At 69.6% G+C, this 514-nt stretch carries 1 protein-coding gene; it reads left to right on the plus strand.

Annotated features, from left to right (window positions below; all coding sequences use genetic code 11):
* The coding region (locus tag ACI8AF_RS27545; protein WP_456542972.1) for a zinc-binding dehydrogenase at positions 1-360 on the plus strand (360 nt) is incomplete at its 5' end.
* Positions 361-514: the final 154 nt, after the last annotated feature.

The raw sequence follows: 514 nt of genomic DNA on the forward strand, positions 1-514 counted from the left end.
CTCACCGGCGGCTTCGGCGTCGACGTCGCGATCGACGCCGTCGGCCACCCGGCGGTGTTCGAGCAGGCCTTCTACGCCCGCGACCTGGCCGGCCGGGTGGTGATGGTCGGCGTCCCCACCCCGGACATGCAGATCACCCTGCCGGCGATCGAGGTCTTCGGCCGGGGTGGGGCGATCAAGTCGAGCTGGTACGGCGACTGCCTGCCCTCCCGCGACTTCCCGATGCTGGTCGACCTGTACCTGCAGGGCCGCTTCCCGCTCGACGACTTCGTCACCGAGACCATCGCGCTGACCGACGTCGAGGCCGCGTTCGAGAAGATGCACGCCGGTGAGGTCCTGCGCTCGGTCGTGGTCTTCTGACGATGGCCGCGAGAACGACGCGCGCGCGAGCATCGCAGCGAGGAACGAGCGTGGAGCGGAACGAGTCCGGAGTCGCGCGATGAGCACCGCGCGCATCGAGAAGGCCGTCGTCAGCGGGGTGTTCAGCCTCGACGGGCAGGACTTCGACGTCGAC

The organism is Blastococcus sp. SYSU D00669, assembly GCF_054050715.1.